Origin of the sequence: Nostoc cf. edaphicum LEGE 07299 (assembly GCF_015207245.1) — a bacterium.
In the GTDB taxonomy this organism is placed as follows: Bacteria; Cyanobacteriota; Cyanobacteriia; order Cyanobacteriales; family Nostocaceae; genus Nostoc; species Nostoc edaphicum_B.
Genome location: NZ_JADEXF010000476.1, coordinates 1 through 4,345 on the forward strand (window position 1 = coordinate 1; position 4,345 = coordinate 4,345).

The 4,345-nt window shown below is 44.2% G+C and carries 3 protein-coding genes; 1 reads left to right on the plus strand and 2 read right to left on the minus strand.

Going from position 1 to position 4,345, the window contains the following annotated elements:
* Together IQ229_RS15105 and IQ229_RS15110 are read right to left on the minus strand one after the other, a co-directional pair.
* Positions 1-339: hypothetical protein (locus tag IQ229_RS15105; protein WP_194044963.1), on the minus strand; the 339-nt coding region annotated here is incomplete at its 3' end.
* A gap of 138 nt (positions 340-477) precedes the next feature.
* Positions 478-2,115, minus strand: coding sequence for a CTP synthase (locus IQ229_RS15110; protein ID WP_194044965.1), 1,638 nt, complete (start codon positions 2,113-2,115; stop codon positions 478-480).
* A gap of 84 nt (positions 2,116-2,199) precedes the next feature.
* On the opposite strand from IQ229_RS15110, the gene IQ229_RS15115 reads away from it, so the two are divergent.
* The gene (locus IQ229_RS15115) at positions 2,200-3,954 is read left to right on the plus strand and encodes an N-acetylmuramoyl-L-alanine amidase (RefSeq protein WP_194044967.1); all 1,755 of its coding nucleotides are present in this window, start codon (positions 2,200-2,202) and stop codon (positions 3,952-3,954) included.
* The last annotated feature ends 391 nt before the right edge of the window (positions 3,955-4,345 follow it).

The window sequence follows — 4,345 nt, forward strand, 5'->3', positions numbered from 1 at the left end:
GATGGGAATAGTGCCATCTGGCAACCAAAAAGTTATCCTGCCGTTCGGTTCATGACAGAAGGAACTGATGCAGTTGAGATTAATTACATATTCATTTTTTTCGTAAATTATTTTCACCCAGTGGGCATGATCTAATTCTAATCCTGTCACACATTCTAAATAATCAAGAATTTTTTGATAGTCTTCCAGGTTACTTTGTGGGTTAATTACTATGGGAATGGCACTATCGGGTAGCCAAAAAGTAACTCTGCCATTCAGTTCATAACAAAAAGCATGGACACGTTCAAAATTTACTACATATTCTTTCCTCTCGTAAAGGATTTTCACCCAGTACGCCACAACATCTCCTCAAGTCCGAAATTTACGAATGATGCACCCTGGATATCCAAATCTACTGAAGTCTTAAGTTAATGTTGCAATTAATTTTGAATTTTGTTAGCGCAGCGTTAGCGAGTCTGCGAGCGTCATTTTGAATTGTTATGACACCTCCAATGGTGTTGGTGTGCTAGATGTCGAAAGGGAAAGAGCGATCGCTGTTTGAATAAACCCTTTAAATAAGGGATGAGGTGTACTGGGGCGTGATTGAAATTCTGGATGAAATTGGCAAGCAAGAAAGAATGGGTGCTTGGTTAATTCCACAATTTCAACTAAACGTCCATCGGGAGAAGTACCACTAATCACATAGCCAGACTTTAACAACAAATCGCGGTAAGCATTGTTGAACTCATAGCGATGTCGATGCCGTTCATAAATCACATCTTCTTGATAAAGCTTAAAAGCTAAAGTATCAGGGAGAACACGACAAGGATATAATCCTAAGCGCATTGTACCCCCTAAATCCACTACTTCCTGCTGTTCTGGCAATAAATTAATTACCGGATCGGTTGTGTAAGGGTCAAATTCAGCACTGTTAGCATCTGTTAATCCCCCTACGTTTCTGGCCCACTCAATCACAGAACATTGCATTCCCAGGCATAAACCCAAAAAGGGAATTTGGCGATCGCGGGCGTATTTAATGGCGGCAATTTTGCCATCGACTCCCCGAACCCCGAAACCTCCTGGTACAACTATGCCATCGACACCCTGAAGATAATTTTCGGCTGGTTCCGTTTCCAAATTTTCTGAATTTATCCAACGTAGACGCAGTTTGCCATAAGTGGAGATTGCAGCATGATTTAGTGCTTCCACTACAGATAGATAGGCATCACTTAACTGCACATATTTACCAACAATGGCAATTTCTACCTCGTGCTTAGGACTATGTAAACGTTGTACCAGGGTTTGCCACTGCGTCAAATCTGGTTTACGTTGTTCCATTTGCAACAAGTTCAGCACTTGTTCTGCCATTCCTTCCCGTTCTAGATTTAGCGGTACTTCATAGATACTTTTGGCATCTTGGGAAGTGATGACGCATTCTTCTGGTACATCGCAAAATCCCGACAATTTCTGCTTTAATCCCTTGGGTAAAGGGCGATCGCTCCGACAAACTAAAATATCTGGTTGAATACCAATAGATCTCAGTTCTTTAACTGAATGCTGTGTTGGCTTGGTTTTCATTTCACCCGCTGAGGCAATCCACGGCACCAGTGTTACGTGCATATACAACACATTCTGCCGCCCCACCTCTTTACGGAACTGGCGAATTGCTTCCAAAAACGGCAGTGATTCAATATCTCCCACCGTCCCGCCGATTTCTGTAATTACTACAGAAGGATTTGTACTTTTGGCAACTCGCAGAATTCGCTCTTTTATTTCATTGGTAATATGAGGAATTACCTGTACAGTACCGCCATTGTAATCTCCGCGCCGTTCTTTATTAATGACTGCCTGGTAAATCGAGCCAGTAGTCACACAATTTAAGCGTGACATTGAAGTATCGGTAAAGCGTTCGTAATGCCCCAAATCCAAATCTGTCTCCGCACCATCCTGGGTAACGAATACTTCCCCATGCTGAAAGGGACTCATCGTGCCAGGATCGATATTGATATAAGGGTCGAGTTTGAGAATCGACACCGAATATTCGCGCGACTTGAGCAAACGCCCTAAACTTGCTGCTACAATGCCCTTACCAATACTGGAAACTACGCCTCCAGTAACAAAGATAAACTTAGTCATAGTAGTTTGAATTTCTAACAACTTCTAAAAATACATCCCGTCATTGTGCCACAGTTGTTGTGGTGTCATCTTCTGTGATTTGCTGTGAAAAACCTCTTAGGATTAGTAATATTAGGCTGTATTCTCACCTCCTCGGTAGCATTGGCAGAGCCATCTCTTATAGTTGTTTTTCCCCAGACAAACTACCAGACAAGTGCCCAAAAAATCTTCTTTCTGGGCACTGCACCACCAGATGGTCAGGTTTTGATCAATGGTAAGCCAATTAACCGCAGCAAAGCTGGTCATTTTTCCCCTACTTTCCCCTTGCAGTTGGGGGAGAATCTTTTTACTGTGCGTCACCAGAATCAAGAACTTAAGATTAAGGTGATCGGGCTTAACGCTAGCCCTGAACTACCACAGGGGGTAGCCTTTGCGAAAGATTCCCTGACTCCCGCAGTTGACATTGCCAGATTACCAGGAGAAGTAATTTGTTTTAGCGCGATCGCACCCCCTAACGCTAATGTCTCTGTAACCCTGGCTAATCAAACTATTGCCCTTTTATCGCAACCTCAACAGGCACAACTACCAAGTAATTTGGCAGCTTTGACAGGGCAAAATCAGCCTCATGCCCAGTCTAGCGTAGGCAACTATCAAGGTTGCACCACAGTGGCAACAGCTGCCGATTTGGGTAAACCTCAATTTCAGCTGACGCTTGATGGCAAGACGATAACTCAATCAGGATCTGGTAAGATTGAAATCCTCTCAAGAGCACAGTTGCCAGTTTCTGAGGTTACAGTAGAGTTAGGGGTTGCTCGTACTGGCCCTAGCACCGATTATTCCCGACTCACACCATTGCCCAAAGGCACACGCGCAACAGTTACAGGTAGGGAAGGTGAATGGTTGCGCCTAGATTATGGCGCTTGGATTAATAGTAAAGAAACCCGCATTCTACCTGGTGCAGTTCCGCCACAGACAATAATTCGCAGTGTCGGATACCGTCAACTCCCTAGTGCGACAGAGATAGTTTTCCCCTTGCAAGTTCCCGTACCCGTGAGCGTACAACAAAGTGAGCAAACTCTCGCTCTCACTCTCTACAATACCACTGCCCAAACAGACATAATTCGCCTGGATGACAACCCCCTAATTAATCGCCTAGACTGGCAACAGGAAGCTCCAGGACAAGTAAAATACACCTTTAACCTCAAAAAAGCTCAACAGTGGGGATATAAGCTGAGATACGACGGTACAACCCTGGTTTTGGCTTTGCGTCATCCACCTAAAATCGGGAACACAAGACGCAAGCCTTTAGCTAATTTCAAGATTGTACTAGATCCAGGGCATGGCGGTAAAGAATCTGGTGCCAGTGGGCCAACTGGATATTTAGAAAAAGATGTGAATTTGGTAGTTTCCAAGTTGTTGCGGGACGAATTGGTGAAGCGAGGGGCAACGGTAGTGATGACGCGGGAGGATGACAAGGAAGTTTCGCTAGTAGAACGTCAGGCAATTATCAGTCAAGAAGAACCTGCGATCGCAATTTCCATACATCACAACTCTCTACCCGATAATGGCGATGCCGAAAAAACCAAGGGATTCGGCACGTTTTGGTATCATCCCCAAGCCCACAGCCTCGCAATATTTTTACAGAACTATGTAGTCAAAAAACTTGGCAGACCTCATTATGGGGTGTTTTGGAACAACCTAGCGCTGACACGTCCCGCGGCTGCGCCATCAGTATTGCTGGAATTGGGTTTTATGAGCAATCCTGATGAATTTGAGCAGGTGGTGAACCCAGAAGAACAGAAGAAAATGGCAAATGCGATCGCTCAGGGAATTACTGAGTGGTTTAGGAGTGTGAGATAAATTTGGAGGTAAAACACTAGTTCCTCATTGTATTTGGTGGAGTGCGATCGCCTCCGGCGGGGCGTAGCCCATCGCTCTTTTTTAGCTAGTTCCTGCTTAATGTTGCGATCAGTTTTTGTTCAAGCTTTTTGACTTTTATCGTGTACGACCATTTCTTACTATAAGCATCGGTTGGCAAGTGTTTGCTCTATTTTCTCTGCCATTATTTACTTCAGGCTCAGGCGATTGCTACTTTCTTTTCCGATTACTGAATCGGTGTTCTAGTGATTGTTCTGAGACAATGGCCAGTGTATTCAAATCAAACTGCGCCCCAATACAAGCCGCAAGTTTGAGCTTCACTGATGCGATATCCGGAAATATTGACAAGAGTGCTAACCATATTCCTAAATCC